The organism is Streptomyces sp. NBC_00443 (assembly GCF_036014175.1).
In the GTDB taxonomy this organism is placed as follows: Bacteria; Actinomycetota; Actinomycetes; order Streptomycetales; family Streptomycetaceae; genus Streptomyces.
Genome location: NZ_CP107917.1, coordinates 1,749,867 through 1,774,168, shown reverse-complemented (window position 1 = coordinate 1,774,168; position 24,302 = coordinate 1,749,867). Strand labels below are relative to the sequence as shown.

The window sequence follows — 24,302 nt, the reverse complement described above, 5'->3', positions numbered from 1 at the left end:
GGTCAGAAGATAGAAGTGGGCCATGTCCGCGTCAACGGTTTCGTCATTCACGCCGCACAAACCCGCGTGCGGACGCACCATCGGCGCGGCCGGCCGGCGATGCGCTTGCCCGTTCAGGTGATGAACCGACCGATGCGCCACCCGCCGCCCAACTCCCCCCGTATCCAGTGCATATGGACAATCACCGCCTGCCCGTCGGCTCAACTTCTTTCTCCAGACGGCAGTTCACGGCCGCAACCACCACGACGGCCGCTCTTGCCGCGTTGACCCCGACCGCGGCCGCCGCCGCGCCCGCCCTTCCCCAACAGGCCCCCGGGCGACCGCGATCCACCGCCGACTGGGACACCTGCCTGGCCGTCGCACGCGCCCTGCTGGTCGTCGACGAACACGACGAGCCGCTCGTCCCGGGATACCGGAAGATCCTCGACTCCGGGCTGCCGCGCGCGAAGACGAAGACAGCCAAGAGAATCCTCGTCATCGGCGCCGGACCTGCCGGTCTCGTCGCCGCCTGGCTGCTCAAGCGGGCCGGGCACCGGGTCACGCTCGTCGAGGCCAACGGCAACCGCGTCGGCGGCCGCATCAAGACGTTCCGCACGGGCGGCCACGAGCAGGCGGCGCAGGCGTTCGCCGACCCGGCCCAGTACGCGGAGGCCGGCGCCATGCGCATCCCCGGCAGCCACCCGCTGGTGATGACCCTGATCGACCAACTCGGCGTGAAACGCCGCCGGTTCCACCTCGTCGACGTCGACGGCGAGGGCAAGCCCGTCAACAACGCCTGGCTGCACGTCAACGGCGTCCGCGTGCGCCGCTCCGAGTACGCGAAGTCACCCCGCAGGATCAACCGTTCCTTCGGCGTCCCGCGCGAGTACTGGGACACGCCGTCCGGCACCATCCTGCGCCGCGCCCTGGACCCCGTACGCGACGAGTTCAGCACGGTCGGGCCGGACGGCAAGCGCGTCGACAAGCCGATGCCGGAGCGGGTCAAGGGCTGGGCGCGGGTCGTGCAGAAGTACGGCGACTGGTCGATGTACCGGTTCCTCACCGAGGAGGCGGGCTTCGACGAGCGGACCGTCGACCTGATCGGCACGCTGGAGAACCTCACCTCACGGCTGCCGCTCTCCTTCATCCACAGCTTCATCAGCCAGTCCCTGATCAGCCCCGACACCGAGTTCTGGGAGCTGATCGGCGGCACCGCGACGCTTCCGGACGCGCTGCTCGAAGAGGTCGCCGACGTCCTGCGCCCGGACCGGCGCGCGACCCACATCGAGTACTGGGCACCGGACCGGCCCGGCGCCGACGACACCTCCCAGGTCCACGCGGGGGGCCCGCACGTCTGGATCGACACCGTCTCCGAGGGACGCGACGGCAAGGTGGTGCGCGAGGAGTTCACCGGCGACCTCGCGATCGTCACCGTGCCGTTCTCGGGGCTCCGGCAGGTGCAGGTCAGCCCGCTGATGTCGTACAAGAAGCGGCGTGCGGTCGCCGAGCTGCACTACGACAGCGCGACCAAGGTACTGCTCGAATTCAACCTGCGCTGGTGGGAGTTCACCGAGGCCGACTGGAAGCGCGAGCTCGACGCCGTACGGCCCGGCCTCTACGACGACTACCGCAAGGGCAAGGCCCCGGCCGACGGCAGCCTCCTCGGCGCCCACCCCTCCGTCCCGGACGGCCACATCAGCGACGCCCAGCGCGCCCACTACGCCGCCAACCGCTGGGCTTCCCGTGACCAGCCCGAGGCCGCGCACATCATCGGCGGCGGCTCGGTCTCCGACAACTCCAACCGCTTCATGATCAACCCGTCCCACCCGATCGAGGGCAGCAAGGGCGGCGTCGTCCTCGCCTCCTACAGCTGGGCCGACGACGCCTCCCGCTGGGACTCCCTCGACGAGGACGCCCGTTACCCGCACGCGCTGCGGGGCCTGCAACAGGTCTACGGCCAGCGCGTCGAGGTCTTCTACACCGGCGCCGGGCGCACCCAGAGCTGGCTGCGCGACCCGTACGCGTACGGCGAGGCGTCCGTGCTGCTGCCCGGCCAGCACACGGAGTTGCTGGAAGCCATCCGCACCGCCGAGGGGCCGCTCCACTTCGCCGGGGACCACACCTCGGTGAAGCCGTCGTGGATCGAGGGCGCCCTCGAATCCGGGGTCCGGGCCGCCTTGGAGGCACACGCGGACTGAGACCCCGACGGGCCGCGCGGACCCCTTGGGGTCACGCGGCATCCGCCTGGGCCCTGGCCCGTACCGCGTCGGCCGGATCCCGGCCCCGGCGCGGTACGGAGGCCAGCAGGAGGCGGGTGTACGGGTCCTCGGGCGCACCGAGGACCCGGTCCGTCGGGCCCTGCTCGACCACCCTGCCGCGCCGCATCACCACCGTCTCGTCGGTGATGTGCCGGACGAACGGCCAGATCATGGCTGACGAACACCAGGGTCACCCCCGTGTCCCGCCGGATCTCGCCGAGGAGCTGGAGGATCTGCGCCTGTATCGACACGTCCAGCGCGGCGACCGCCTCGTCCAGGACGAGAACGCGCGGTTCGACGGCGAGGGCCCGTGCGATGGCCAGGCGGTGGCACTGACCGCCGGACAACTCGTGCGGACGCGCTCCCGCCTCCCGGGCGCCGAGGCCCACCTGGTCCAGGAGGGCGGCGATCCGCCGGTCGTCGGCATCGCGGCCGTGCAGACGCAGGGCGGTGCGCAGGCACTGGCGGGCGGTGAGGCGAGGATCGAGGGAGACGTACGGGTCCTGGAAGACCATCTGGATCTCGCGGGCACGGGCGAGTCGGTGCGCCGCCCGGCTCCTGCTCAGGGACGGCGGGCGCACGGCACGGTCCCGGCCCTCCACGGCGACCGTGCCGGCGTCCGGCCGCACCAGGCTGACCAGCATCCGCGCGACGGTGCTCTTGCCCGACCCGGACTCACCGACCACACCGAGCGAACCGCCGCGCGGGACGGTGAAGGAGACCTGGTCGGCGGCGGTGAGGCGGTCGCCGCCGGGCAGACGGTAGGTCTTGGTCAGGCCGTCGGCCACCAACAGGGGTGCCTGCGCGCGGTTTTCGGTCGCGGTCATGCTGGGCTCCTCTTGGCCAGGGACGACGTGATCAGGGACGACGGGACGGTGGCGAGTCACGGTTCGGTGGGCTCCTCGGACAGGTCGGTGAGCCTCCGGCACGCGGCGGTGCCGCCGCCCGGGACCGCGACCGGCTCCGGGAGCCAGGTGGTGCACTCCGGCTCGGCGTGCTCGCAGCGCGTCGCGAAGGGGCAGCCCGTGAACGCGTGGGACAGGGACGGGGGCCGGCCGGGGATCGGCTGCAGCAGCCGGGGCTCGGCGGCGAGGGCGCCGGCGATGACCACGCGTTGCAGCATTCCGCCGGACATTTCGTGGGGCCGTTGGCGAAAGTGCCGCTCGGGGTCGGACAGGCGGCACCAGCAACGCCACCGTCGTACGCGCCCTGCAGCGCCTCGGATACGCCGGCCTGCCCGCGCTCAAGCGGGAACTCGCCGCCGACTTCACCTCCGCGCTCGCCCCCGAAGTGCGGCTCCAGCAGCGCATCGCGCACGTGGGGCAGGACCTGGAGGGCATCTGGAACGACGTCTTCGAGGAGACGCAGGAACGCATCGACCAGTGCCGGCGGCTGACCGGCGCCGACGCGCTGAAGCGGGCGGTCGAGGTGCTCGCGGAGGCGCGTGAGGTGTTCTGTTACGGCGTCGCCGCGTGCGAACTCGCCGCCCGGCACCTGGCGTTGTCCCTCGGCCGGATCGGGCGCCGGTCCCGTTTCGTCGGCGAGACCGGCTTCGCCCTCGCGGACCCGCTGCTCACCCTCGGGCAGGGCGATGCCGTGGTCGTCTTCCAGCCGGGGCGCCGCCTCGCGGAACTGAACGTCGTCGTCGAGCGGGCGCGCGCGGTCGGCGCCAGGGTCGTCTTCGTCACCGACGAGCTCGGGGAGGTCTTCGAGGACCGCGTCGACGCCGTCCTCACCGCCCCCCACACCCCGACCGGCAACACCAACGAGGCCCTGACCGGCCTCGTCGTCGCCGACGCCTCGTCCTCGCCCTGACCACCCTGGACGAGACCCGGGCGGTCGAGCACTCCCACCAGCTGACGGCACTGCGGGAGCAGTTGCTGGCGCAGAAGGAGCCGCGCCCGCGCAGGACCTGAGCCGACTGCGCCGTGCCCGGTGTTACGGCCGTATCGGCAGTAACAGTCCTCACGACTCGGCAGTAACAGTCCTTACGACTCGGCCGGAGCGGCCCCGGCCCTCGGAGCCGCCAGGGGCTGTTCCGTCCAGATCACCTTGCCCGCCGCCGAGTACCGGGTGCCCCAGCGCTCGGCGAACTGCGCCACCAGGAACAGTCCCCGGCCGCCCTCGTCCGTCGCGGCCGCGCTGCGCAGGTGGGGGGCGGTGCTGCTGCCGTCGGAGACCTCGCAGATCAGGGCGCGGTCGCGGATCAGGCGGACGCGGATGGGGCCGGTGGCATGGCGCAGCGAGTTGGTGACCAGCTCACTGAGGATCAGCTCGGTCGTGAACGCCTCCGCCGACAGACCCCAGTCGTCCAGCGTCCGGGTGGCCGCCGCCCGGACCCGGGCCACGGCGGAGGGGTCGTCCGGGACGTCCCAGGTCGCCGTGCGATCGGGGCTGAGGAGCCGTGTCCGGGCGACGACGAGGGCGATGTCGTCGCGCGGACGTTCCGGCAGCAGGGTCTCCAGTACGGCCTTGCACGTCTCCTCCGGCGTCCGGCCGTCCGTCGGCGGCGTCGCCGCGAGTGCCCCGCGCAGCCGCTCCAGGCCCTCGTCGATGTCCTGCCCCGGGCGCTCGACCAGCCCGTCCGTGTACAGGACCAGCCCGCTGCCCTCGGGCAGCCGCAGCTCGGTCGTCTCGAAGGGCAGGCTGCCGCTCAGACCCAGCGGGGGCCCGCCGGCGATGGCCGGGAACTCGACGTCGCCGTCGGGGTGGACGAGCGCGGGTTCGAGGTGGCCGGCGCGGGCGAGGGTGCACAGCCCGGTGGACGGGTCGTACACGGCGTACAGGCAGGTCGCCCCGGTGACCGGCGCGCCCTCGTTGTCGCCGTCGTTCTCGTCCTGGTCGATCCGGGCGACCAACTCGTCCAGATGGCCGAGGAGTTCGTCGGGCGGCAGGTCCAGGGTGGAGAAGTTGTGCACCGCCGTGCGGAGCCGTCCCATCGTGGCCGCCGCGTGCAGTCCGTGTCCCACGACGTCCCCGACGACCAGCGCCACCCTCGCCCCCGGCAGCGGGATCACGTCGAACCAGTCTCCGCCGACCCCGCCCTGCGCCGCGTGCGCGGGCAGATAGTGGTAGGCGACATCCAGGGCGCTCTGGTCGGGCAGCGCCCGGGGCAGCAGGCTGCGCTGGAGCGTGACCGACAGGGTGTGCTCGCGGGTGTAGCGGCGGGCGTTGTCGATGCTGACGGCGGCGCGCGCCACCAGCTCCTCCGCGAGGGACACGTCATCCCGCTCGAAGGGCTCGGGCCGGTCGGCGCGCCAGAAGGTGGCCATCCCCATGATCACGCCGCGGGCGCGCAGCGGGACCGTGAGCATCGTGTGGATGCCGAATCCCACGATGCGGCGGGCGTTCTCGGGATCCTGCACCTGCCAGCCGGAGAAGGCGGGCATGTCCGGCTCCAGCACGGAATCGCCCGTACCGAATCCGAAGGCCTGCGGCGTGCCCTCGTGGAAGTGGATCAGCTTGCCGATCGGATAGAGCGGGCTGCCGTCCCGTACGCCCCGGAAGGCGACCCTGCGCATGTCCGCGCGCCCCTCCTTCGGCTCCTCGCCCCGCAGCACCGGATCCGCAAGGTCGACGCTGACGAAGTCCGCGAACCGCGGCACCGCGAAGTCGGCCAGCTCCTGTGAGGTACGGGTGACATCGAGGCTGGTGCCGATCTCCAGACCTGCGTCGTACAGCAGCTTCAACCGCTCCTGCGCCACGTCCGCCCTGCCGGTCAGCGTCCGCAGCTCGGTGGTGTCCCGCAGGGTGGCCACACTGCCCGGGGGACCGCCGTCCTGGTCGGTCGACCGCTGGCTGACGGCCAGCAGCCGGCCCCGGGCCAGGTGCACCTCATCCGTGGCGTCCCGCCCGGAGGCGAACAGCCCGGCCAGGTCGCGGGCGATGCCCAGGTCGGGGCAGGGCCGCCCCTCCGCGTCCGCCGGCAGCCCGAGCAACCTGCGCGCCTCGTCGTTCGCCAGCGCCAGCCGCCGGCGGCCGTCCATGATCACGACGCCCTCCCGTACGGAGTGCAGGACGGCGTCGTGATGCTCGTACATCCGCGTCATCTCGGCGGGCCCCAGCCCGTGCGTCTGGCGCATCAGCCGCCGGCTGACCAGCGCGGTGCCGCCGGTGGCAAGGATCAGCGCGGCCGCCGCCGAGCCGAGCAGCACCGGCAGCTGGTCGTCGACGACCCCGCCCACGCTGGCCAGCGTCACTCCGGCGGACACCAGCCCGACGACCTTGTCGTTGCCGTCGGTCACGGGGACCACGGCCCGGACGGACGGCCCCAGGGTGCCGGTGTACGTCTCCCGTACGACCCCGCCCGCCGCGGCCGGTGCGATGGTGCCGACGAAGTGCCGGCCGATCCGGTCGGGGTTGGGGTGGGTGTAGCGGATCCCGTCCGTGCTCATCACGACGATGAAGTCCACGCCGGTCGCCTCGCGGGCTGCCTCGGCACGTGGCTGGAGCGCGGCACTCGGATCCGGATCCGCCAGGGCGTCCACGACACCCGGCGCGTTCGCGAAGGACTCGGCCACGGCGAGGGACCGGTTGCCGGCCTCCCGGCGGGTGTCGGAGCGGACCTGCAGCACCAGCGCCACCACGGCGGCGGCGACGAGGAGCACGACGATCGCCGCCTGCAGAACGAAGACCTGCCGGGCGACGGTATGCGCGCTCACCAGCGACCGCAGGCGGCCGATGACTGCGGCCATGCCTCATTTCTAACACCGTTGGACGGGGCGGGCACGGTTCGCTCCGCGGGGAGGGCCGGAAGGGGGTGCCAGTCTGTGCTGTCTTCGGGTGCGGCGCCGTTGTGGTCGGTCGCGCGGCTCGACGCGCCCCTTCGTGCTACGGGGAGCAGGAACCGACGCGTCCGGCGTCGGGCAGCTCGCGGTCGGTGGGGGTGACGGCCGGGGCCGGCATGCGCAGCAGCAGCAGTGCCGCGTCGTCGTGAAGCCGGCCGCCCACATGGTCGAGCAGCTCGTCGTGAAGGGCGGTGACGGTGTGTGCCGGTTCCTCGCACGTGTGCCGCGCCAGCCCGTCGGCGAGCGGGTAGAACTCCCGCTGGTGGTCGCGGGCCTCGGTGACGCCGTCGGTGTAGAGCAGCAGCTGGTCCCCGTCGGCGAAGGGCAGCACCTGCAGTGCTGGCGTCTCACCCGACAGGGTGCGCAGCCCGAGGGGCGGGGCCGGACGTTCCGGGTCGACCGGCACGACGACGGAGTCGCGCACCAGCAGCGGCGGCGCGTGACCGCAGTTGACCACCTCCAGCTGCCCGTCCCGGGGGTACCCGGCGACCACGGCGGTGACGAAGTCGTCACTGCCCAGGTTGCGCGCCAGGCTCCGCTCGATGCGTGCGACGACGGCGAGGAGATCGGGCTCGTCGTACGCGGCCTCGCGGAACACCCCGAGCACCAGAGCCGCGGTCCCCACCGCGGGCAGCCCCTTGCCGCGCACGTCGCCGACGATCATCCGGACCCCGTACGGCGTCGACACGAGCGCGTAGAGGTCGCCGCCGATCCGGGCCTCCGCCGCGGCGGCGCTGTAGCGGACGGCGACCTGGAACGGCCCGACCGTCGCCGGTACGGGCTGCAGCAGCGCGTGCTGGGCGGCCTCCGCGACGGACCGCACGGCGGCGAGCACCCGCTCACGCCGCCCGCGCAGCGCGCTGGCGAGGCTCCCGGCCAGGGTGACGGCCATCAGGGCGGCCAGCACGACGGCCAGCTCGCGGGCTCCGGCGTCGTCACGGACGCCGAGGATCGCGCCCAGGGCGGCGGCGAGAAGTCCCACCCACAGGACTCCGCGCGGCCCGTTGGTGGTGGCCGCGAGCGCGGGGCCCACGGCGAGAAGCGGCAGCCAGGTCATCCCCGATCCGCAGACGAGTTCGACGAGCACGATCGCGGAGACGATCAGTATGGGCAGTACGGGCGTAGCGGCGACCAGTCGCCTCGGCCAGTGGTAACGACCGTGGTGCGGGGCCTGGCTCATGTCTTGTGGGGTGTCCTCACCTGTGCTCGCGGGTCATGCTTCCGGCGGTTATGTCCGGTTTATTCAGGAAAACCCTTTGACCCCGGATGGGACAAGGACATGGATTTCAGATAGTGAGCGAGAGGCCTCGGGTCACGCGGCTCGCGGTCGGGAGCAGGCGCGCTCGGACGTCCTCCAGACGGGCCCGCGTCTCCTCCAGCCGGGTGCGCCGGTCGGCCCGCAGCGACACACCGAGCGAGCCGAGGGTGCCCCCGCTGTAGACGGGCACCGCGACGCAGACCGTGCCGAGGGCGTACTCCTCCATGTCCGTGACCGCCGGGGCCAGGGGCTCGGAGTCGAGCCGCCGGATGAGCTCCGGAGGGTCGGTGATGGTACTGGGCGTGAGGTCCGCGAGCCGGTGCCGGGACAGGTAGTCCTTGCGTGACTCCTCGTCCAGCTCACGCAGCACGGACTTGCCCAGCGCCGTGGCGTGCCCCGCGTCCTCGAACCCCACCCACAGATCGACCCGGGGAGCGCGAGGGCCGTCCACGATCTCGGCGACCCGGATCTCGCCCTCCTCGTAGAAGGTGAGGTACGCGGCGGTCGACAGCTCGTCCCGCAGCGCGGCGAGCGTCGGGCGTATCCGGCTGAGCAGGGCCTGCGCCCGGCCCGAAGTGTGCAGGGTGCCGATCTTGTCGCCCAGGATGAACCCGCCGTCGTCGAGCTTGCGCACGTATCCGTCGTGGACCAGCGTCCGCAGCAGGTGATACGCCGTGGCCAGGGGCAGGCCCGTCTCCCGTGCCAGCTGCTTGGCCGGCGCGCCGTTCTCGTGCGCGCTCATCGCCTCCAGCAGGCGGAAGGCGCGCTGTACGGAGCCGATGAGCGTAGGGCCGTCCTGAGCACCCATAGGAACAGCCTGCGCCGGGCGCACGCTGCGGGCAAGGCGGGATCGTCCCCGGAACGGGAGCGAACCGGCTCGGCCTACAGCACCCGCGCCACGAGAAGAGCAACGTCGTCGTGGTCGTCGGGGTGGCGCAGGCCGTACAGCAGAAGGTCGCAGGTCTCCTCCAGCGGCCTGCGGGGTTCGTCGAGGAAGCCGAGGAGGACGTTCAGGCGGTCGTCGATGGGGTGGAGCCGGGTCTCGACGAGGCCGTCGGTGTAGAGGACCAGCAGGTCGCCGGGGCCCAGCTCGACCGTGGTGGTCTCGAACGGGATGCCGCCGACGCCGAGGGGGGCGCCGGCCGGCAGTTCGAGCAGCTCCGGTGCGCGGCCGGGGCGGGCCAGCGCGGGTGGCATGTGCCCGGCGTTGGCGATGTGGCACTGCCCGGTGCGCGGGTCGTACACCGCGTACAGGCAGGTGACGATGTAGTGCTCCAGATCGCAGGTGATCTTGTCCAGGTGCTGGAGCACGGAGCCGGGCTCGAGGTCGAGGTCGGCGTAGGCGCAGGTGGCGGTACGCAGCCGGCCCATGGTGGCGGCGGCGTCGATGCCGTTGCCCATGACGTCGCCGACGACCAGCGCGGTCTTGTCGTCCTCCAGCGGGATGACGTCGTACCAGTCACCGCCGACCTCGCTGGTGGCCTGGGCGGGCTGGTAGCGGGAGGCGAGCTCCAGACCCGTGTGGTGCGGGGCATGGTCGGGCAGCAGGCTGCGCTGGAGGGTCAGGGAGGTGTTGCGCACGCTCTGGAACCAGCGGGCGTTGTCGATGGCCACGGCGGCCCGGCCGGCCAGCTCACTGGCCAGGACGACGTCGTCCTGGTCGAACGGCAGCGGATTGCGGGTGCGCTTGAGATCGAGTGCGCCGAGCACCTCGCCGTGCGCGATCAACGGCACGGCCAGATAGGAGTGGACGCCCGCCCGCGCCAGCAGCGCGGTGGCCTCGGCGTCCTTGGCGATACGCGGGAGATCCTGCTCGCCGACATGGCGTACGAGGATCGGCCGGCCGGTGTGCACGCACAGGGTGACCAGCCGGTCGCCGTCGTACGCGGCGAGGTCACCGGGAGAATCGGCGGCGCGCAGCGCCACGCTCGGGTAGGTCGCCTTCAGCGCGAGCGCGCGGAACAGCTCCGGGCCGTTGTCCGGCTTGCGGTTGCGCCGACAGGCCAGCGCGGCGTCCAGGATGTCCACGGCGACCACGTCCGCCAGCTCGGGAGCGGCGACCTCCGCCAGCTCGTGGGCGGTCCGGTCCACCTCCAGGGTCGTGCCGACCCGGGTGGAGGCGTCGGCGATCAGGGCCAGGCGCCGCCGGGCCCGGTCGGCCTCGGCTGCCGCGCGGTGCCGCTCGGTGACGTCGACGAACGAGATGGCCGCGCCCAGGACCCGCCCGCCCGGGTCCTCCAGCCGATAGAAGGACAGCGACCAGGCGTGCTCGTTCTCCGGGTCCGCCGGCGGGCGGCCCACGTGGTACTGGTCCAGCAGCGGCGTGCCCGTGGTGAGCACCTGGCGCAGACAGGACTCGATCGTGTCGATGTCGGGCAGCGGCAGGGTCTCCCGCAGCCGCCGGCCGACGTGGTCCTCCGCCGGGGTGGCGTCGATGCGCTCCAGTCCCGGGTTGACCAGCAGATAGCGCAGGTCCGGGTCCAGCAGCGCGATCCCGATCGGGGACTGGTTGATCAGCCGCTCGCACAGCGCCAGATCCGTCTCGACGCGCTGGAGCAGGGAGTGGTCGGCCGCGATGCCCAGGGCGTAGACGTCACCGAGATCGTCCAGCAGCCGCATGTTGCGGAACTCCGTCAGCCGGGTGCTGCCGTCCTTGTGCCGCACGGGGAAGGTGCCGGCCCAGCTCCGGCCCGTCTCCAGCACCTCTGTGAACAGCTGCACCACGGCCGGCAGCTGATCGGGGTGGATGAACAGGCGCGTCGCATGCGTGCCGAGGGCCTCGTCGGCGGTGTAGCCGAAGAGCTCCTCGGCCTGCGGGGTCCAGAACACCACGCGCCCGTCGGCGTCGACGACCACCGCGGCCACGCTCAGCACATCGAGCAGGCCGGTCGGCCGGGGCGGCTCCGGCGCGTACCCACCGCCCGCGGACTCGAAGGATCCAGCTGTCATCCCAGCTCCTCCTTCACCGGCCGGCACGGCTGCCGACCTCGGCCACGGTCGGGTACCACGGATCGAGGCGTCCGGCACCTCCATGCTCTCTCCGGCCCACCTGCCCTGCCCGGTGGGAGGCCGCCGCGAGGAGTGGCCCGTGCCGGCCCGCACGTCCGCGGAACGGGGCCGGGGCCGTCGGCCCGTGCACATCGGACGGACAAGCAGGAACATGGTCGTGTAGAGGACGGGACCCATGGACGCTGCGTGAGGACCCATGGATGCTGCGCGAGACGAACCGGAGGCGCCCACGTCCGGAGGACCGAGCGCCCTCTTCGACGCGTCCACAGACGCGGCGGCGGTGGTGTCCGGGCACGGTGTCGTGCTCGGCTGGACCCGGGCCGCGGAGGAACTCCTCGGCCACCCCGCCACGGAGATCGTCGGTTCCCCCGCCACACGGCTGCTCGCGGTACCGAGTGACCCGGTCCGCGCGGCCGGCGTCGCCGAGCGCTGCCGGGCCGGCATGGGATGGAACGGTCGCATTCCGCTACGGCACCATGACGGCCACCGCGTCGACGTGGACCTGCGGGTCTCCGCGTCCTTCCGCATCGCAGCGGACGAGTGCTTTCTGATCTCGGCTCGGGAACTGCGCCGGCAGCGGGCGGTGGGCCAGTCCATGCTCGACGGATTCCTGACCCGCTCACCGGTCGGCATGGCCGTGATGGACACCGAGCTGCGCTACGTCTGGCTCAACGACACCCTGGAACGCTTCGGCGGTGTCCCTCGCGAGCAGCGCCTCGGCCGCCGGCTGAGCGAACTGCTGCCGGGGCTGCAGGCGGAGACCATCGAGGGCCGGATGCGCAAGGTCCTGGAAACCGGCCTGCCCGTCACCGACTACGAGTACGTGGGATGGAGTTGGGCCGACCCGCACCGCCAGCACGCCTACTCCACCTCCTTCTTCCCCCTCGTGGACCCCGACGACTCGATCACCGGCGTCTGTTACATGGTTCTGGACGTCACCGAGCGGTGGAACGCCCGCCAGCTGCTGTCGCTGGTCAGCGAGGCCGGAACACGCATCGGTACGACGCTGGACGTGCTGTGGACCGCTCAGGAACTGGCCGACTTCGCCGTCCCGCGCTTCGCTGACTTCGTCGTCGTGGACCTGCTGGAGCCGGTGCTCAGCACCGAGGGGCACGGAACGTGGCTGACCGACGCGGGCCCGGCCCCCGCCAAGCCGGTGATGCGCCGGGCCGGTATGAGCTCGGTGCGCGAGGGCTGCCCGGAGGCCGTGGCGCGGGTGGGGGAGCGGGTGGACTTCGTCCCGCCGCCGCACGACGCCCATCTGCTCATCGACGGAGGGCCGATCCTCATCCCAGTTCTCGACCCCTCCGACGAACTGTGGACCTCAGAGCAGCCCGCGCGAGCGGCCAGCATCCGCGAGTTCGGCCTGCACTCCCTCATCTCCGCGCCGATGCGGGCACGGAACACCACCCTGGGCCTCACCACCTTCATACGGTCACGCAATCCCGTCTCGTTCCAGCCCGACGACGTCCTCGTCGCCCAGGAACTGGTGGCCCGAGCGGCCCTGTGCGTCGACAACGCCCGCCGCTACACCCGCGAACACACAGCCGCGGTCACCCTGCAACGCAGCCTGCTGCCCCAGGCACTGACGGGCGGTACGGCACTGGAGGTGGCCTCCTCGTATCTGCCGGCCGACCCGAGCGGCGGGGTCGGCGGCGACTGGTTCGACGTGATCCCGCTGTCCGGGGCGCGCGTAGGCCTCGTCGTCGGCGATGTCGTCGGCCACGGCATCACGGCGGCGGCGACCATGGGCCGGCTGCGCACCGCCGTACAGACCCTCGCCGACATGGAGATGCCGCCCGACGAACTGCTCGCCCACCTCGACGACCTCGTGCTGCGTCTCAGCGAGGAGCGGCCCGAGGGCGACACGGCCGGGACGGCCGACCAAAGCACGACCGGCTTCCTCGGCGCGACCTGCCTGTACGCCGTGTACGACCCGGTCACCCGATGCTGCACGATGGCCCGGGCCGGACATCCGCCGCCGGTCGTCATCGCGCCCGACGGGCAGGTCTCCTACCCGGAACCCCCTGCCGGGCCCCCGCTCGGGCTGGGCGGAATGGCCTTCGAGGCCGGCGAGATCGAACTCGCCGAGAACAGCCTGCTCGGCCTCTACACCGACGGCCTCGTCGCGGACGCCGACCGCGATGTGGAACGCGGCATGTCCCGGCTCGGCGACCTGCTGTCCCGGCGGGACCTCGACCTCGACACGCTGTGCTCGTCCGCGGTGCGGGAACTCGTGCCCGCGCCGCAGCCCGACGACATCGCCCTCCTCCTCGCGCGCACCCACGCCCTGGACGCCGAGCAGATCGTCTCGTGGGACGTGCCCGTCGACCCGGCCGCCGTCGCCGACATCCGGGCCCGGGCGACCCGCCACGTGACGGACTTCTGGGGCCTCGCGGAACTGGCCATGACGACCGAGCTGATCGTGAGCGAGCTGGTCACCAACGCCATCCGCTACGCCGAACCCCCCATCCGTCTACGCCTCCTCTGCGACACCCGCCTGACCTGCGAGGTCGCCGACGGCAGCAGCACCGCCCCACGACTGCGACACGCCCGCAGCATGGACGAGGGCGGCCGCGGCCTGTTCCTGGTGGCCCAACTCGCCCACCGCTGGGGCGCCCGCTACACCGCCGGCGGAAAGATCATCTGGGCCGAACAAGAAATCCCCTGACCGCCGACAGCGGTGTGCCGGGCCCGACTACCCGGGCCCGGCACTTCAACCGACGTGCGAATCCCCTAGGGGACCAGGATCAGTTCCGCGTCTCCGCCATCACCACCCGTGCTGCTCCTTCTCGTGGCCGGAGTGCTTGGGCTTGTCGGGGTGCTTGGAGTGGTCCGGCTTGACGGGCTTGTCGGGGTGCTTGGGGTAGTCGGGCTTGACGGGCTTGTCGGGGTGCTTGGGGTAGTCGGGCTTGACGGGCTTCACCGGGTGAGCGGGCTTGCTCGGGTAGTCGGGCTTGACGGGCTTCACCGGGTGAGCGGGCTTGCTCGGGTAGTCGGGCTTGACGGGCTTCACCGGGTGAGCGGGCTTGCTGGGGTAGTCCGGCTTGACCGGCTTCACCGGGTGAGCGGGCTTTACGGGGTAAGCAGGCTTGACGGGGTGGGCGGGCTTCACCGGCTTGGCCGGGTAGGCAGGCTTCACCGGGTAGTCGGGTTTGACCGGCTTGACGGGGTGAGCGGGCTTGGCCGGGTAGGCAGGCTTGGCGGGGTAGTCGGGCTTGACCGGCTTGGCGGGGTAGGCGGGCTTGGCCGGGTACTCCGGCTTCACAGGTTTTGCGGGGTACGCGGGCTTGGCCGGGTAGTCGGGCTTGACCGGCTTCGCCGGGTACTCCGGCTTGGCCGGGTAGGCGGGCTTGGCGGGGTATTCCGGCTTTACGGGCTTGGCGGGGTAGTCGGGCTTGACCGGTTTTGCGGGGTACGCGGGCTTGGCCGGGTAGTCGGGCTTGACCGGTTTTGCGGGGTACGCAGGCTTGCTGGGGTAGTCGGGCTTGACCGGCTTCGCCGGGTACTCCGGCTTGGCCGGGTAGGCGGGCTTGGCGGGGTATTCCGGCTTTACGGGCTTGGCGGGGTACGCGGGCTTGGCCGGGTAGTCGGGCTTCACCGGCTTGTCCGGGTAAGCCGGCTTGACGGGGTGCACCGGGTATTCCGGCTTGACCGGCTTCACCGGGTAGGCGGGCTTCACCGGGTAGTCGGGCTTGACCGGCTTCGCCGGGTACACGGGCTTCGCGGGGTATTCCGGTTTGACCGGGTGGACGGGCTTGGCCGGATATTCAGGCTTCACCGGCTTGACCGGGTACTCGGGCTTGACCGGGTGGACGGGCTTGGCCGGGTACTCCGGCTTCACCGGCTTGACCGGGTACTCGGGCTTGACCGGGTGGACCGGGTACTCGGGCTTGACCGGGTGCACCGGATAGGCGGGCTTCTCCGGGTGCACCGGATACGCCGGCTTGGCGCCGTGTGCCGGGTGAGCCGGCTTGGCGGGGTACGGCGGGTGCGGGGTGGTGTCGTCCTGGGCGTGGGCGGTGCCCGTGCTCGCCAGTGCGGCTGCGGCAAGCGCGGCAGCCATGGCGGCGGGCGCCAGAACAGATCGCCATTTCGGCGATGTCGTCATCTTCCACTCTCCTCGACTTGGTTCAGGGCCTCGTGACGGTTGGTCAGCACCAAGAGCCGGACAGTGGAATGAATAGGAAATACGGTGATATGAATAACGCCGTGACGGTCATAAGCCACCGGATGGTGTAGCACCCGGGGGCCAGTTGGCCCGGAGTCCGGCGAGGCTCAGCGGGGCCCTGCCCAGCGAAGGGGCAGCGACCGCGACCCGGTGTCAGGACACCACCCCTCGCCCGTCCCGCAACCTCTCGGCGAACGCCCGCGCGGCGGCCAGGTCCCCGGCGTTGGGCCGCTGCTTGTTGATGCCCCCGACGAGCTTGAACGGCGTCCAGGTGTCGAAAGCCCGGCACGAGAAGCTCCCGTCCACCTCGTAGCCCTTGCCCTTGAGGAGCTGGACGAGGGGGCGGGTGAAGGGCGCCGGTGGAATCTCGGGGAGCCCGCTGGTGGCGAACACGAACGCCCGGCCCCGCCCTGCGGGGAGTGCCTTGACAAACTCCGTCAGCCGGGGGTGGAGCCTGCCGTAGAAGACGCCTGAGCCGAATCCCACGAGGTCGGCCCCGGTCGGCTCCGCAAGGTCGGCCTGCTCGGGCGCGACGACCTCCGCGCCGAGTACCTCGGCCATGCGGTCGGCGACACGACGCGTATTCCCGTGCGACACGGACGCGCACACGATGAGGGTCTTCATCCTCACGATCCCTTCTCTCGCTTCCGCAGTGAGGACCGCGCAGAGGCGCTCAGACGTGACAGCAGCCGAATGTGACGCAGCGTCATCATCAGTGCGACGGTGACCGCGTGCGTGTGGGGCCCGCTGTTGAGGCGCTCGAAAACCAGTGGCGCGGGGCTGTCGTGCGCCAATACCGTGCTGCCGAATCGATGTCGCCCAGGCAAGGACGTGCCGTTGTACACCGTGTGAGACCTCCCGAGAGCTGATTTGTCGCACGTCGCGCATATGCGCCGTGCTCCTTTTTGCTGCGGACTTCTCACTGAAACCGGTGTACTTCTGTGCTCAATAGCTGGGTGGTCATGCCCACCTGCCTGCCGCTCGTTCTCCGCCGTTGCCACACGTGCGCGTCCGAGCGCTTCCGGGCGAACGGCAAGTTTCGCGTCAACGCACACCACAAGCTCCTCGACGTCTGGCTCCTCGTGCTCTGCACCGTTTGCGGGGAGACCGCGAAACTCACGGTCCTGGAGCGGATGCACGTGCGCTCCGTACGACCTGAGCTGCTGGACCGGCTGCATGACAACGACCCCGGCCTGGCGGCCGAGTTGCTGCAGGACCCGGTCGTGCAGCGCCGTAATCGCATCGCCCTCGACTGGGACAACGCCTGGCGCCTCGACACCGGCGGATCGGATCACCTGGACCGTGAGGTGATCGACGTGTCGGTCCGCTTCGCGGCGCGCATCCCCGTCCGGCCGGTGCGACTGATCGCTGAAGGCTGCGGTCTTTCACGGGCCGAGGTCGAGAGACTGATCGCGGAGGGGAAGATCGTTTCGGCAGTCCGGCTGAGCGGCAAGCTCTCCGGCGACTTCACCTTCACGCTCAAGCGCTGAGCCCTGCGGACCAGGGCCTGTCCGGCAAGACCCGCCGGACAGGCCCTGAGGGACACTCCCCGCGGTTCGATCAGTCCACTCGGTCATGACTGGCCCTGTCCTGGCCCTGCGAGTGCCCGCTGGGATTGGGTCTGCTTCCGCCGACGGGTGGGACGTACGGAATCCGCTGCAGCCGCTCCGAGAGGTACTCGATGACCGCGCACACGCTCGTTCGTCCAGGTCGACGTGTTCTCCACGAGCCCTTACTCCGGCAAACCCGGTCGCAGTCGTTCTGGACGGGACGGACCTGCGCGACGACGAGATGCAGCGGCTGGCCCGTTGGACCAATCTGTCCGAGACCACGTTCGTACTGCCACCGACATCCCAGGAGGCGGACTACCGGCTGCGGATCTTCACCCCGGGCGGCGAGCTGCCGTTCGCCGGGCACCCCACCCTCGGCTCCGCGCGCGCCTGGCTGGACGGCGGCGGTAGGCCGCGGCACGCCGACCGTGTCGTGCAGGAGTGCGCCGCGGGCATGGTCACCGTGCGCCGCGGCGAAGACACTCTGTCCTTTGCCGCCCCGCCCCGGGTGCGTGACGGCGCGCTCGACGACGACTTCGTGAACCGGATCGTGGCCGCGTTCGGCATCGCGCGTGACCGGGTCGTGGCCCACCAGTGGGTCGACAACGGTCCCGGCTGAGCGGTGGTCCGGTTGGCGACGGCCGAGGAGGTACTTGCCCTGGAACCCGATCTCTCCCTGATCCCGGACGCAATGGTCGGCGCGATCGGCGCCTACCCCGAAGGGTCCGGGTACGCCTGCGAGATGCGTACGTTCGCCCCGGGCAACCCGCCGCCCACCTCCGCCCCAGCCCTTGCTTCGCCTATCGAATTTCGATAGATTCCCATCGCGAATCGATGGAGGGACGGGTTCATGGGAAAGCTGACCGTGGGTGCGCTGCGCGCCGTGCTCGTGGTGGTGCTCGCCGGCACCGTGTTCGTACAGGCATTGATGGTGTGGACGCTGGTCAGTGGGAGCGATCCGGAGGACGGGTCGCTCCCACTGACCCCGCTGCGCGTGATCACGATCCTGGGCATGGTGTCGGTCCAGGTCGCCCTGGTCTGCGTATGGCGGCTGGTGACGATGGTGCGACGCGGAACCGTCTTCTCCCACGCCGCCTTCCGGTACGTGGACGGCGTGATCGGCGCGATCGTGGCGGCTGCCCTCGTGTGGTTCGCGGTCACAGCCGTCAACGCGCCGGGCCAGCGGGAGGACCCGGGCGTCACCGTCATCATGGGCGGGGTCGGCGTGGCCATCCTGGGGGTCGCGCTCATCGTGCTCGTGCTGCGGATGCTGCTCGCCCAGGCTGTCGCGCGCGATGGCGAAGCGGCGCAAATGCAGGCCGAGTTGGACGAGGTGATCTGATGCCGATCGCCGTCGACATCGACGTGATGCTGGCCAGGCGGAAGATGTCCGTGGGCGAGCTCGCGGACCGCGTAGGGATCACTCCGGCCAACCTGGCGGTACTCAAGAACGGCCGCGCCAAGGCGGTGCGCTTCGCGACACTCGCCGCGCTCTGCGAGGTGCTCAAGTGCCAGCCGGGCGACCTGCTGCGCTGGGAGGCCGAGGACACCGCGGGCGGATGACGCGTCCCAGGGCGGGCGTGAAGGGGCCGAGGTCGCTCTGCAACCTCTGGAGTCTACGGCCGCCATAGCCAGGGGAGGTTTCCCGGGCGAGGTGCAGTGCCTCGCGACCGTAGGTGAGGATCTGGGCGGGGTCGTGGCGCATTGCGCCGATGGAGGCGAGGTCGGTCAGGACGGCGCCGCGGCGCCGGAAGGACTGGCCGGAGGCGAGGAGGTCCTGTCCGAGGGCGGCGGTGAGGGCTCTCTCGGCGAGGTCCAGGCGCCCGAGTGGAGGTAGCGGGCCCCCCGCGTTCCTCGGCGTGACAGGAGCCGTCGAAGGCTGTCACAGGAGGACGTCGACTTCGCCCGCGGGGTCATGCGCATCCGTCGGCAGGTACAACTCCTCAACGGGCGTCTGTACTTCACTCTCCCCAAGGTGGGCAAAACCCGCGTCGTCGACATGCCTCCGTCGGTCGCGGCGGCCCTGGCCCAGTACTTCATGGAGTACCCCGCAGTCGAGGTGGCGCTGCCGTATGTGTGGTGGCGTCGTCGCGATGAGCACGAGCCCCGTTTCCGCCGTGCGGGCTCCCCGACAGGCCGGTGGCGGTACCGGCCTGTCAGGGGCACTTCCGGTCAGGCGAGGTTCTTGGTGAAGAACTCGTCGAGCCTGTCGAAGGGGATGAGGTCCTTGCGGTCGTACAGGTCGACATGGTCCGCGCCCGGGACGATCACGAGGTCGACGGTGTCGGGGGCCATCGCCTGGACGTCCTTGGAGTAGTAGAGGGAATGCGCTTCGGCACCGGCCACCAGGAGGGCCTTGCGGGGCGCCAGCATGTCGATGTTCGTCATCTGCTGGAAGGCGAAGAACGACATCGGCGTGGTCGCGGTCCACGCGGTGGTGGAGTTGATCGAGCGCGGGTGGTAGCCGCGCTCGGTGCGGTAGTAGTCGAAGAAGATCTTCGTGATCGGGTCGGCGTCCGCCGGGAGGGTCTTGGGCAGGACGCGGTTCGAGGGGGCGGGGTTCCCGTTCTTGTCGAAGGGGATCTCGTGGGACCCACGCGCGTAGGTGCCGTTCTCGGCGTCGTTCCAGCGCTGCCGACTGAGGTGGTCCACGATCTTCTGGCGCTGCTCACGCGTGTAGTAGTCCTGGTGGCCGCGGGACATGCTGCGCGACATGTCGTACATCACGGACGTGGCGACCGCCTTGATACGGCTGTCCGCAGCCGCCGCGGTGAGCGCCATACCGCTCAGGCCGCAGATGCCCTGCACGCCGATCCGCTCGCGGTCGACGATCTTCTGCAGACCGAGGAAGTCGACGGCGGCGCTGAAGTCCTCGGTGTAGACGTCGGGCGAGGCCACGTCGCGCACCGTGCCGCCGCTCTCCCCGGTGAAGGAGGGGTCGAAGGCGAGGGCCACATAGCCGCGGCGGGCGAACTCGTTGGCGTAGAGCCCCGAGGACTGTTCCTTGACCGCGCCGAACGGGCCGCTGACCGTAAGGGCGGGCAGCTTGCCCCTGGCGTTCTTCGGCACGTAGAGGTCCGCGGCGACCTTGATGCCGTAGCGGTTCTTGAACCGCACCGAGGTCCGCTTGACGTTCTTGTCCAGCGCGAAGGTGTAGCCGCCCTTGGCCGTGGCCCTGCCCTGTCCCGTGGCGCCCGCGCCGCGGCCGGTCTCCGCGAAGGAGGGCACAGCCGTGAAGGAGGCGGCGGTGGCGGCGCCGGTGGCGGCGATCAGTCCGAGCGCTTTGCGACGTTCCATGGAGTGGACCTCATATTCGATCGGTGGAGGGAAAGGCGCAACGGTCGGTGGTGTCGTGACCGAGGCGCGATTCCAGGAGACCGCTTCTGCGCCAGGCGTGGCAGGTCGGGTTTATGGGGGTACAAGCTCGACCCCCACCCCGCGGGGTGTGCGTCGTAGCGTGGAAGGCATCGCACACCGACACCTCCCGGACACCCGCGCCGTGTCAATCCCCTGATTTTGCAGAGACGTTGGTCATGCAGCCTGGCTCCGGTGACCGGGCAGGGGGGGCACAGCAGGAGGCGGGACCGCGTCGCCACAGAAGAACCGTGCAGGTCGCAGCGATGACCCGAACAGGAGAGGAGGAGACGCGGACAGCGTAGGAGCCCGCGTCTCCTCCCCTCGTGCGCCGGGTCAGGGCTTGACCAGGACCTTGAGGCTCTTGCGGTCGGCCATGTCCCGGTATCCGGCCGGGACGCCGTCGAGGTTCGTGGTGGCGTCGAAGACCTTGCCGGGCTCGATGGTGCCGTCGAGGATGTCGGGCATCAGTTCCTCGATGTAGGCGCGCACCGGAGCCGGTCCGCCGGCCAGGCGGATGTTGTGGAGGAACAGGCTGCCGAAGCCGATCGGTGCCTCCTCGTACTGCGGGACGCCGACGCGGCTGATGACGCCGCCCGGTCGGACGATCCCAGTGGCCTGCTGGTAGGCGGGCATGTTGCCGACGCACTCCAGGACCACGTGTGTGCCGTGCCCCCCGGTCAACTCCCGCACCTGAGCGATGCCTTCGTCGCCACGTGCGGAGACGACATCGGTGGCGCCGAACTCGCGGCCGAGGTCGGTGCGCGCCTGGTGGCGGCCCATCAGGATGATCTGCTCGGCGCCCAGGCGCTTGGCCGACAGCACGCCCAGCAGGCCGACGGCGCCGTCACCGATCACGGTCACGCGGGTGCGCTGGTTGACCCCGCCGGCCACGGCGGCGTGGTGGCCGGTGCCGAGGACGTCCGAGAGGGTCAGCAGGGACGGGATGAGGGCGGAGTCGGCGGCGACGGGGAGCTTGACGAGGGTGCCGTCGGCGAGGGGAACGCGGACCGCTTCGGCCTGGCCGCCCTCCTCGGCTTCGCCGTCCCAGAAGTTGGCCTGGGCGTGGGCGCAGGATGTCTGCAGGCCTTCGCGGCAGAACTCGCAGGTGTTGTCGGAGATCGCGAATGGGGCGACGACCAGATCGCCGCGCTTGACGGTGGTCACCTCGGAGCCGGTGTCCTCGACGATGCCGATGAACTCGTGGCCCATCCGGGCGGGACCGTCTTCCGGCTTGTGTGAGCCGTACGGCCACAGGTCGCTGCCGCAGACACAGGACGCGGTGATGCGGACCAGGGCGTCGGTGGGCAGCTTGATGACGGAGTCGGGGACGTTCTCGACGCGGACGTCGCCGGCGCCGTACAGGAGTGTTGCGCGCATTAGTGATGCTCCATTTTCCAGGTAGTGCGTAATGGGCGTGGTGTGGGGTCAGTCGGCGGTGGAGAGGGTGCGTGCTGCGAGTGCTGTCAGCAGGGGCGGGCGGTCGCTACCACCCTCACCGCTCTGACAGAATTTCGCTGCATAAACGGATATTTGGGCTTCTGTGTCCTGTGCGGCGTCGGCCTGCGCAGTGGCCTAGACGGCTGCTGCGGAGCGGCGTCGCCGGGTGAGGGCGATGGTGATGGTGGGGATGAGGGTGAGGGCGGCGGTGGCGGTGCCTACCATGGCGGGACCGGTGGTCCCGAGCGAGGTATCGAGGGTGAGGCCGGCGATCCAGGAGCCGATGGCGGTTCCGAGGTTGAATGCCGAGACGGTCAGGGCGGAGGCCAGGACCGGTGCCTGGCGCGCGAAGCGGACGGCCAGGGCCATCAGCACCGGGTTGGCGCCGAGCCCGAAGAAGCCCAGCAGGGCGACCAGGATGATGGTGGGCACGGCGTAGCCGGCCAGCAGGGAGATCGCCAGGAGCAGGAGGGTCGCTCCCGCGGCGGCCACGACGGTCACCGTGTGCGGGCGGCGGTCGCCCAGACGGCCTCCGACGAGCGAGCCGGCCAGGGCGCCGAGTCCGAAGCCGACCAGGACCAGCGGCACCATCCCGGACGCGATGCCCGACCGGTCGGTCAGCAGCGGCGAGATGTAGGAGTACGCCGCCAGGACACCACCGGTCGTGGTGGCGCAGGCCGCCAGCACCAGCCACAGGCGGCCGGAGCGCAGAGCGGTCAGCTCCGAGCGGATCGACACCGCCTGCTGGTCGCCGCCGTCGTGGGGGACAGCGCGGGCGATGAGCGCGATGGCCGCTGCGGAGAGAGCTGCGAGGGCCCAGAAGGGTCCGCGCCAGCCCATGAGCTGTCCGGCGAACGCGCCCAGCGGCACGCCGACGACGTTCGCGAGCATGGCGCCGGCCCCGACTAGCCCCAGGGCGCGGGAACTCGCGGCAGGGCCCGCGGCGCGTGCGGCGGCCACATTGGCCACTGCCCAGAAGGCGCCGGTGGCGATCGCGGTCAGGAACCGTGCGGCCAGGACCAGGGTGAAATTCGAGCTGAGGGCGACGATGACGTGCCCGGTGGCAAAGACGCCCAGGGCGAGCATCAGTGTCAGCCGCTTGGGCAGCCGCAGCGTGAGCATCGCCATCAGCGGGGCGCCGACGATCATCCCGACCGCGAAGACGGTGATCATAAGGCCGGTCCGGGCGACGCCGACCTGCAGGTCGCCCGCGATCTCGGGCAGCAGTCCGGCCACGACGAATTCGGTGGTGCCCATCAGGAATGTGCCCAGCGCGAGCACGTAGACGACGAGCGGCAGCCGGACGGACGGAGGCTGGGGATTATCAGCCCGTACGGTCTCGGCGGCGGCGTGGAGGGTTGCTCCTCGCGTACTCATGCATCAACTCCGTGGGGGTGGTGTTCGGTGTGCTGATCCCACGAAACCGGCTTCGTCGCAGGTGGAGAAGGTTGCGTTTATAGGGGGTACAAGCTCGACCTCCCTCCGCGCGGCCCGGTGGCTACGGTGGAACGCATGGACGACCACAGTGGCCACCGGACGGAGATCCGGGACTTTCTCGCCAGCCGACGCGCCAAGATCACCCCTGAGCAGGCCGGGCTGCCCACCAGCGCCCGGCGCCGGGTCCCGGGGCTGCGGCGTGAGGAAGTCGCCGTGCTCGCGGGCGTGAGCACCGAGTGGTACACCCGCCTGGAGAAGGGTCACATCAATGGCGTCTCCGAAGACGTCCTTGCCGCGGTCGCCCAAGCCCTGCAGCTGGACGAGGACGAACGCACCTACCTGTTCGACCTGGCCCGCGCCGCCAGGCCCGCCCGGCGCACGCCGTCCCGCCGCAGGGACGTCGAGGCCCCGCCCCGCATCCAGTGGCTGCTCGACTCCATCACGATGTCCGCTGCCTTCGTACGCAACGGCCGCTTGGACGTCATCGCCCACAACGCGCTCGGCAGGGCCTTGCACGCGCCGATGTTCGAGAGCCCCACCATCGACAAGCGCGGCCGCGCCAACTTCGCCCGCTACCACTTCCTCGATACCGGCTCACAGGACTTCTTCGTCGATTGGGAGGCCGGTGCCGCCGCCACCGTTGCGTTGCTGCGTGCCGAGGCCGGGCGTGAACCGCATGATCGGGCCCTGCGCGAGCTGATCGGCGAACTGTCCACCGTCAGCGCCGACTTCCGCACCATGTGGGCCGCGCATGACGTCCGTATCCGCCACGAGGGCATCAAGCGGCTGCAGCACCCCGAGGTCGGCCTCCTCGAGCTGACCTACCAGTCTCTGGACCTGCCCGTGTCGCAGCGAGCTGTGCACGACCTGAGCCTCTACACCGCCGAACCGGGCAGCACGTCCGAAGAGCGCCTCAAACTCCTCGCCAGCCTGGCAGCCACCCCCGCCGGGGCGAGCGAGGCCACCGACCAGCTGCGCTGAGCAGCCTGCTCAGACAGTGGTTGCAAGCCGCTGAGCCCTCGCAGGCTTCGGCGCCCGGACGTCGGCGGACCGGCCCAG

Annotated in this window: 18 protein-coding genes and 2 pseudogenes; 9 read left to right on the top strand and 11 right to left on the bottom strand. The window is 71.0% G+C overall.

Annotated features, from left to right (window positions below):
- Positions 1 to 173: 173 nt before the first annotated feature.
- Positions 174 to 2,177, top strand: coding sequence for a flavin monoamine oxidase family protein (locus OHO27_RS08020; protein ID WP_328421701.1), 2,004 nt, complete (start codon positions 174 to 176; stop codon positions 2,175 to 2,177).
- A 31-nt stretch (positions 2,178 to 2,208) separates the two neighbouring features.
- Here the strand turns inward: OHO27_RS08020 and OHO27_RS08015 are convergent.
- Together OHO27_RS08015 and OHO27_RS08010 are read right to left on the bottom strand one after the other, a co-directional pair.
- Positions 2,209 to 3,064: pseudogene (locus OHO27_RS08015) on the bottom strand (ABC transporter ATP-binding protein).
- 56 nt (positions 3,065 to 3,120) lie between these two features.
- Entirely contained in the window at positions 3,121 to 3,360 is a 240-nt protein-coding gene (locus tag OHO27_RS08010) for an oligopeptide/dipeptide ABC transporter ATP-binding protein (protein ID WP_443059522.1), read from the bottom strand.
- A 44-nt stretch (positions 3,361 to 3,404) separates the two neighbouring features.
- On the opposite strand from OHO27_RS08010, the pseudogene OHO27_RS08005 reads away from it, so the two are divergent.
- Positions 3,405 to 4,153 (top strand): annotated as a pseudogene (locus tag OHO27_RS08005) (MurR/RpiR family transcriptional regulator); the annotation flags it as partial.
- A gap of 72 nt (positions 4,154 to 4,225) precedes the next feature.
- Here OHO27_RS08005 and OHO27_RS08000 read toward each other — a convergent pair.
- The 4 genes from OHO27_RS08000 to OHO27_RS07985 form a co-directional block, all read right to left on the bottom strand.
- Complete coding sequence (locus OHO27_RS08000; RefSeq protein ID WP_328421700.1) at positions 4,226 to 6,931, bottom strand: SpoIIE family protein phosphatase; 2,706 nt, start codon at positions 6,929 to 6,931, stop codon at positions 4,226 to 4,228.
- Positions 6,932 to 7,067: 136 nt separating this feature from the next.
- Entirely contained in the window at positions 7,068 to 8,204 is a 1,137-nt protein-coding gene (locus OHO27_RS07995; RefSeq protein ID WP_328421698.1) for a PP2C family protein-serine/threonine phosphatase, read from the bottom strand.
- 106 nt (positions 8,205 to 8,310) lie between these two features.
- Positions 8,311 to 9,090, bottom strand: a complete 780-nt coding sequence (locus OHO27_RS07990) for an IclR family transcriptional regulator (protein ID WP_328421696.1) — start codon at positions 9,088 to 9,090, stop codon at positions 8,311 to 8,313.
- Positions 9,091 to 9,164: 74 nt separating this feature from the next.
- The gene (locus OHO27_RS07985) at positions 9,165 to 11,231 is read right to left on the bottom strand and encodes a SpoIIE family protein phosphatase (protein WP_328421694.1); all 2,067 of its coding nucleotides are present in this window, start codon (positions 11,229 to 11,231) and stop codon (positions 9,165 to 9,167) included.
- Positions 11,232 to 11,487: 256 nt separating this feature from the next.
- Here OHO27_RS07985 and OHO27_RS07980 point away from each other — a divergent pair, with 256 nt between their 5' ends.
- A complete protein-coding gene (locus tag OHO27_RS07980; RefSeq protein WP_328421692.1) occupies positions 11,488 to 13,962 on the top strand; it encodes a SpoIIE family protein phosphatase in 2,475 nt (824 codons plus the stop codon).
- A gap of 99 nt (positions 13,963 to 14,061) precedes the next feature.
- Here the strand turns inward: OHO27_RS07980 and OHO27_RS07975 are convergent, their stop codons facing one another.
- Both OHO27_RS07975 and OHO27_RS07970 read right to left on the bottom strand, forming a co-directional pair.
- Positions 14,062 to 15,402 carry a hypothetical protein gene (locus OHO27_RS07975; protein WP_328421690.1) on the bottom strand — a complete coding sequence of 447 codons (1,341 nt, stop codon included), beginning with the start codon at positions 15,400 to 15,402 and terminating at the stop codon, positions 14,062 to 14,064.
- Positions 15,403 to 15,615: 213 nt separating this feature from the next.
- The gene (locus tag OHO27_RS07970) at positions 15,616 to 16,086 is read right to left on the bottom strand and encodes a flavodoxin family protein (RefSeq protein ID WP_328430377.1); all 471 of its coding nucleotides are present in this window, start codon (positions 16,084 to 16,086) and stop codon (positions 15,616 to 15,618) included.
- A gap of 317 nt (positions 16,087 to 16,403) precedes the next feature.
- Between OHO27_RS07970 and OHO27_RS07965 the strand changes: the two genes are divergently transcribed.
- From OHO27_RS07965 to OHO27_RS07945, 5 genes are all read left to right on the top strand, one after another.
- Positions 16,404 to 16,952, top strand: a complete 549-nt coding sequence (locus tag OHO27_RS07965; protein WP_328421688.1) for a DUF1062 domain-containing protein — start codon at positions 16,404 to 16,406, stop codon at positions 16,950 to 16,952.
- Positions 16,953 to 17,253: 301 nt separating this feature from the next.
- Complete coding sequence (locus OHO27_RS07960; protein ID WP_328421686.1) at positions 17,254 to 17,631, top strand: PhzF family phenazine biosynthesis protein; 378 nt, start codon at positions 17,254 to 17,256, stop codon at positions 17,629 to 17,631.
- A gap of 231 nt (positions 17,632 to 17,862) precedes the next feature.
- Positions 17,863 to 18,354, top strand: coding sequence for a DUF2975 domain-containing protein (locus OHO27_RS07955; protein ID WP_328421684.1), 492 nt, complete (start codon positions 17,863 to 17,865; stop codon positions 18,352 to 18,354).
- Complete coding sequence (locus OHO27_RS07950; RefSeq protein ID WP_328421682.1) at positions 18,354 to 18,575, top strand: helix-turn-helix domain-containing protein; 222 nt, start codon at positions 18,354 to 18,356, stop codon at positions 18,573 to 18,575. Before OHO27_RS07955 ends, OHO27_RS07950 begins: the two co-directional genes overlap by 1 nt.
- Positions 18,576 to 18,708: 133 nt before the next feature.
- On the top strand, positions 18,709 to 18,849 hold the full coding sequence (locus OHO27_RS07945) for a hypothetical protein (RefSeq protein ID WP_328421680.1): 141 nt from the start codon (positions 18,709 to 18,711) through the stop codon (positions 18,847 to 18,849).
- A 335-nt stretch (positions 18,850 to 19,184) separates the two neighbouring features.
- Here OHO27_RS07945 and OHO27_RS07940 read toward each other — a convergent pair whose 3' ends face one another.
- From OHO27_RS07940 to OHO27_RS07930, 3 genes are all read right to left on the bottom strand, one after another.
- Entirely contained in the window at positions 19,185 to 20,309 is a 1,125-nt protein-coding gene (locus OHO27_RS07940; RefSeq protein WP_328421678.1) for an alpha/beta hydrolase, read from the bottom strand.
- Positions 20,310 to 20,702: 393 nt separating this feature from the next.
- Positions 20,703 to 21,746 carry a zinc-dependent alcohol dehydrogenase family protein gene (locus OHO27_RS07935; RefSeq protein ID WP_328421676.1) on the bottom strand — a complete coding sequence of 348 codons (1,044 nt, stop codon included), beginning with the start codon at positions 21,744 to 21,746 and terminating at the stop codon, positions 20,703 to 20,705.
- A gap of 195 nt (positions 21,747 to 21,941) precedes the next feature.
- Positions 21,942 to 23,183: an MFS transporter gene (locus OHO27_RS07930; RefSeq protein WP_328421674.1), complete on the bottom strand. Its 1,242-nt coding sequence runs from the start codon at positions 23,181 to 23,183 to the stop codon at positions 21,942 to 21,944.
- A 135-nt stretch (positions 23,184 to 23,318) separates the two neighbouring features.
- Here OHO27_RS07930 and OHO27_RS07925 point away from each other — a divergent pair, with 135 nt between their 5' ends.
- Complete coding sequence (locus OHO27_RS07925) at positions 23,319 to 24,224, top strand: helix-turn-helix transcriptional regulator (protein WP_328421672.1); 906 nt, start codon at positions 23,319 to 23,321, stop codon at positions 24,222 to 24,224.
- The last annotated feature ends 78 nt before the right edge of the window (positions 24,225 to 24,302 follow it).